A 4,229-nucleotide genomic window follows, 5' to 3' on the forward strand; every position below is an offset into this window, starting at 1 on the left:
GCTCCCCTCATTCCCATCGGACGCATTCATCGCCATATCGCGCGGGTCCAGATAGCCTTCGAATGCGGATTCTGCAAAAGGACCTGCCAGACACGCAACTATCTCCCGGATCGCATCATCGCGTTCCAAACATCGATCCATATCGTCCTCGAAAATCGGCTTTCGCTTCGAGGTGAATCCTTGCGCTGAATAAAAACCCGCGCCTTCGACAACACCACCGCACTCTCCGTCACCGACGTCGGGGTAAATACTAACACTTGAGAAAGCAGGGAGTTCACGGTCGTCGTCGAACGTCTGACGGTGCAAAACGATGGCGGCCACCGCGTGCCCGGCTTCGTGATGCGCCACAAGCGGCAGATATTGGGAGGCTACATTCATGCGGTGCGGCTCTCAGGTCTAGTTTGCTTTTGCGCATAGGACCGCAATTGTCGTGCCAACTGGGAAAATCGTTTCGGGCAATGCGATCGCTCCGATAGCGTTGCGTCTCCTGTCTGACATTGTTGGGAAGTCGACACGCGCCCGTCGCAATGCGGTCGACCTTCCGCGCGAGTTGGGTGACCCGTGAAGGCGGCCGACCAGGACGATGTTGCGCTGATCGGCGACGAAGGCGCGGCCGGGCGAGATCGCGCATCAGGGGGTGACCGGCGTGTCGGCGAAGTCGAAGTCGTCGATGTCCTTGGCCAGCGGCAACTTGGCGACAGCGAACTGGTATTTGATGGAGCGGGCCTGCTTCTCCGATATCTCGGCCTGCAAGAGATCACCGACAATCCTGGGCGGCTCGTGCCGTCGCTTGATGGCGACGCGCCCATGATCTCGTCATAGGCTCTGCGCATTCCGTAGAGCTTCAGCGCTCCCATCAGTTCCAGTACCTCGGTGCGTTCCATGGCTGTTTGTCCTCCTGAGACTGTCATAGCGGGTGCAGTCGGCGACCGCTCGTGAGCTAGCTTCAGCGCTTGGGGAATGGAAAGGATCGTGCCCGGCGCCGGATCGCGGCTGCGGGCCAGGATGTTGAGGATCACCGGCGCCGACGATGCACCGTGCTCGATGGCTTCCTGACAGGCGGCCTCGACCGCGCTCAATCCGTCGGTCAGCACCCAGGTGAGGATCAACACCATCTGCCGGTCGACGTCATCAACCGCCTTGAGCTGCGCCGCACCTTCTCCATTGCCGACCGCACGACCCAGCCAAGGAACGGCGCGCGCCGTGTGCCAGGGATCGTAGGCGACCTCGTTGCGGCCAAAGGAGCGAACGTGTTCTCCCACGACCACGCCATCCTCTGGCGGATGCGATCCGATCGACATAAGCATGGATCTCGATGGGCCGACCGACGGCACTCGACAGCACCGAGTATTTGTTGTTGTCGAAGCGCACCGTGCAGGTCTTCGACACCGACGGGGGAATGCAATGGAAGCCGTCGAAGCGACCGGCAGCCGCTCCCGCTGCGGCTTGGCCGCATTCGCCGACAGCAGCCGGTCCCGCGTCTCACGCCGAGCTCCCATGCGGGGATAGGGCTGGTGCTTGCGCTCGTAGCGGAACTGCGTCTCCTCAGAACGCAGGACCTTGCGCACCACCTTGCGCGAGATCTTCAGCTCACGGCAGATCGCTTTGATCGACTTCCCCTGGACCAGCGACAGCCGACGTATCTTTGCAATCGTCTCTAAAACCAACATCCAAAACACAAATGCCTCCGATCAAGCCGGAGGCATCTTGATGACCCCATCGTTAAGGGGTCCCGTTTGGACGAAAATCACCCTTTAAACAGGGTCCCCATTCCACGAAAAATCAATGCACTACCTTCCAAAGCTGCGAGAGATCGCCACCGACCGCTTTGAAGGGGCTTTCGGCGGTCTCGTCAGCGAGGTTGTGGCATGAAGAAACATCAATCCACAGCATTGGGCCGAAGCATGCCACGGGCTCATGCCGCGGGAGAGCGGGAAGATATTCTTGAAAGAAGAAGCGGTCTCCGACATCAATACCGACAGGATGGGCAGCTTTCTCACATCACTTGAGGTCGAGCGTGGCAGTTGCGACCCGCAATGCAAGGCTGGCGGCGATGCATGCCTTTGCGCGGTTCCTGATTTCGGAGCACCCCGAATATTAGGATACGCTGCAACTGGTGGTGACACTTCCCTTCAAGAGGGCGCGTGGGTGGCACCTGTCGAATATCTCGATGAGCCCGGAAATCAAGAGCGTCCTGGCGCGTATCGTCCGCCGCACGCCTTCTGGACAGCGGGATTACGCTCTGTTTTCGCTGATGTTCAATACGGATGCACGAGTTCAGGGATCCTGAATCTTCGATTGTGACCTTCGTCTGGTATCGCCCTGTCCCGCCGAGCAAAGCAACGACCGCCCCACACTGCTCACCCGGTTCGGTGTTCCATACTTGCTGCGCACACATGGCTGCGGGCGAAGGAACCACCATGGCGGAAAAAAGCATCCATCATCGCCCTTTGCGGGACACGACGGCCATCCACCTCGTCAAGGCGGGTGTTGACATCGCCACCATCAGTCGATGGCCAGGCCACTCGGGCTGAACTAACGATGCGCTACGCCCAGGCCGGTATCGATATGAAGCGGCAAGCGCTCGAACAAGGCTTCCCCGACGTGATGTCATCGGCAAAAGATCAGACGATCATCGCTTTGATGGCTGGATGTTTGGCTGGCTGCACCGCTTGTAGACGCTCAGTTATGTGGAGTTGTATCGCGGGAAGTCGCGCGTCTTGGGCTTTTGCGGTGTCAGCTCCACATCTCTCCGCAGTGCACGTTGTCACTGTTGAAGAGCCGTTTGTTCAATCTTCGTCCTGGCACGGCAAGGGTTGTCGATATTGTGGGCGTCTTGCGCTTGCCGAGCTTGTCCGAAATCCAGCGCCGGATCAGGCGTGAACACTGTTGCGTAGTTCGTCAGCCAGAGCGCGGAGAACGTCGGCGCTTCCTTCCAGCGCCGTAAAAGCGTAGGGATTGAGGAACTGTCGGCCCCAGAACAGATTGCGATCTGTGCCGGATAGCGTAGCTTCCTCGCTGACACGCGGCCAATTCTCCGCAATGCATCGGAGCTGGCCTTCAACAATCGCAAGAGCTTCCGGCGCGCTGAGCAGGAAGTGATGCGCCGCTTCAAGGCAGGACGCTATCCGGCTCATGCGGTTATTGCCGCTGATGAGCATGGCCTGGCTGGCCTCCTGGCCACTGCGGGCCTGCGGACAAATATCGTACGCAGGCGTGAGGGTGAGCTTAGCGCCGTCCCAGAATGCCGCATGGTTGCGGGCATGATCGTCGGTGTTGCCGCAAAGTATGTTGAAGACAATGCGGCTGAACAACTCGCGCAGAGTTTCCGACGGCGCGGTGAATCGGTGGCGAATGATCTCCGCCAAATCCTGGTAGCTGGCGTAACGCGCCATCATCTCATCGAGCGCGAGCATCGTCAGCGCTGAGACCATGGATTTGCGTTGCCAGCCGCCCGTGACCTTGATCCGGTCGAATCGCTCGACGAGCAACACGTCGTTGCCTGCGGCGCGAACGAGCGAGACGGATGCCGCTCTGATGCCGCACAAGGCGGCAAGCCGCATGGCTATGAATTCTCCTTTGACGACGCTGTAAAGGTCGGCAGACGAGGAAAATTTCGCGACATGCTTGACGGCGTCACCCTCGATCAGCGCCTTTGGCCTTGCGCCGCCGATCGAGCTGCCGTGATGCAGCGCCTGATCTAATTCGGGGGTGAGCGGAATACCTTTCTCTACCCGCTCCGCCGATTGGACAAGCTCTTCGAGAGTGGCATTGGCCAGTGCGCGCGGCTCGTAATGCATTGGCGAAAACTGAAAATCGAGCGCGCCGATGCGGTCCGAGCCTGATTCCAGCAAGAACGTCAGTTCTGAAATATCGAGCCGCGCGATTTCATCGCCCTTCACACCGAATTTGCGGTTTAGGATAACCCGTCGTCCCCAGGCATCAGGGGCAGCATCGCGGATGCATCCCGGCATGGTTAGGCCAGGAAGCAAAGGCAATTCGCCTGCCTTCAGGGGCAGTTCCGGGAGATAAAGCGGGATCGCGCTTCCCAGTTCACGAAAGCTCCTGCCATAGTTGAAGCTGACGAGTCCGTCATGGGCATATAGCCGCCCGGCGACAACCGGCGCGGTCTCGCCCGGCAGCCAGACCCAGACATAGGCTTCGTCGTACTTGGGGACCTTAGAACTCATCGACGATCTGCTTGCCGGCCTTGTAGACGTGCTTCGGCA

At 59.4% G+C, this 4,229-nt stretch carries 3 protein-coding genes and 2 pseudogenes; 1 reads left to right on the forward strand and 4 read right to left on the reverse strand.

Annotation, left to right across the window (positions count from 1 at the left end; all coding sequences use genetic code 11):
* From EN969_RS19145 to EN969_RS36085, 3 genes and pseudogenes are all read right to left on the reverse strand, one after another.
* A partial coding sequence (locus tag EN969_RS19145) for a hypothetical protein (protein WP_164758349.1) occupies positions 1-378 on the reverse strand: 378 nt, incomplete at its 3' end.
* 192 nt (positions 379-570) lie between these two features.
* Positions 571-884, reverse strand: a pseudogene (locus tag EN969_RS19150) (ATP-binding protein); the annotation flags it as partial.
* A 10-nt stretch (positions 885-894) separates the two neighbouring features.
* Positions 895-1,428 (reverse strand): annotated as a pseudogene (locus EN969_RS36085) (IS21 family transposase); the annotation flags it as partial.
* Positions 1,429-1,944: 516 nt separating this feature from the next.
* Between EN969_RS36085 and EN969_RS19160 the strand changes: the two are divergent.
* The gene (locus tag EN969_RS19160; protein ID WP_126066776.1) at positions 1,945-2,304 is read left to right on the forward strand and encodes a hypothetical protein; all 360 of its coding nucleotides are present in this window, start codon (positions 1,945-1,947) and stop codon (positions 2,302-2,304) included.
* A gap of 569 nt (positions 2,305-2,873) precedes the next feature.
* Here the strand turns inward: EN969_RS19160 and EN969_RS19165 are convergent.
* On the reverse strand, positions 2,874-4,190 hold the full coding sequence (locus EN969_RS19165; protein WP_063169281.1) for a HipA domain-containing protein: 1,317 nt from the start codon (positions 4,188-4,190) through the stop codon (positions 2,874-2,876).
* Positions 4,191-4,229 lie beyond the last annotated feature (39 nt).

It is taken from the genome of Mesorhizobium sp. M7A.F.Ca.CA.003.01.2.1, assembly GCF_003998945.1.
Taxonomy (GTDB): domain Bacteria; phylum Pseudomonadota; class Alphaproteobacteria; order Rhizobiales; family Rhizobiaceae; genus Mesorhizobium; species Mesorhizobium ciceri.

Coding starts and splice junctions, on each gene's coding strand:
- EN969_RS19165 (WP_063169281.1), bottom strand. CDS start 4,190: ATGAGTTCTAAGGTCCCCAAGTACGACGAAGCCTATGTCTGGGTCTGG.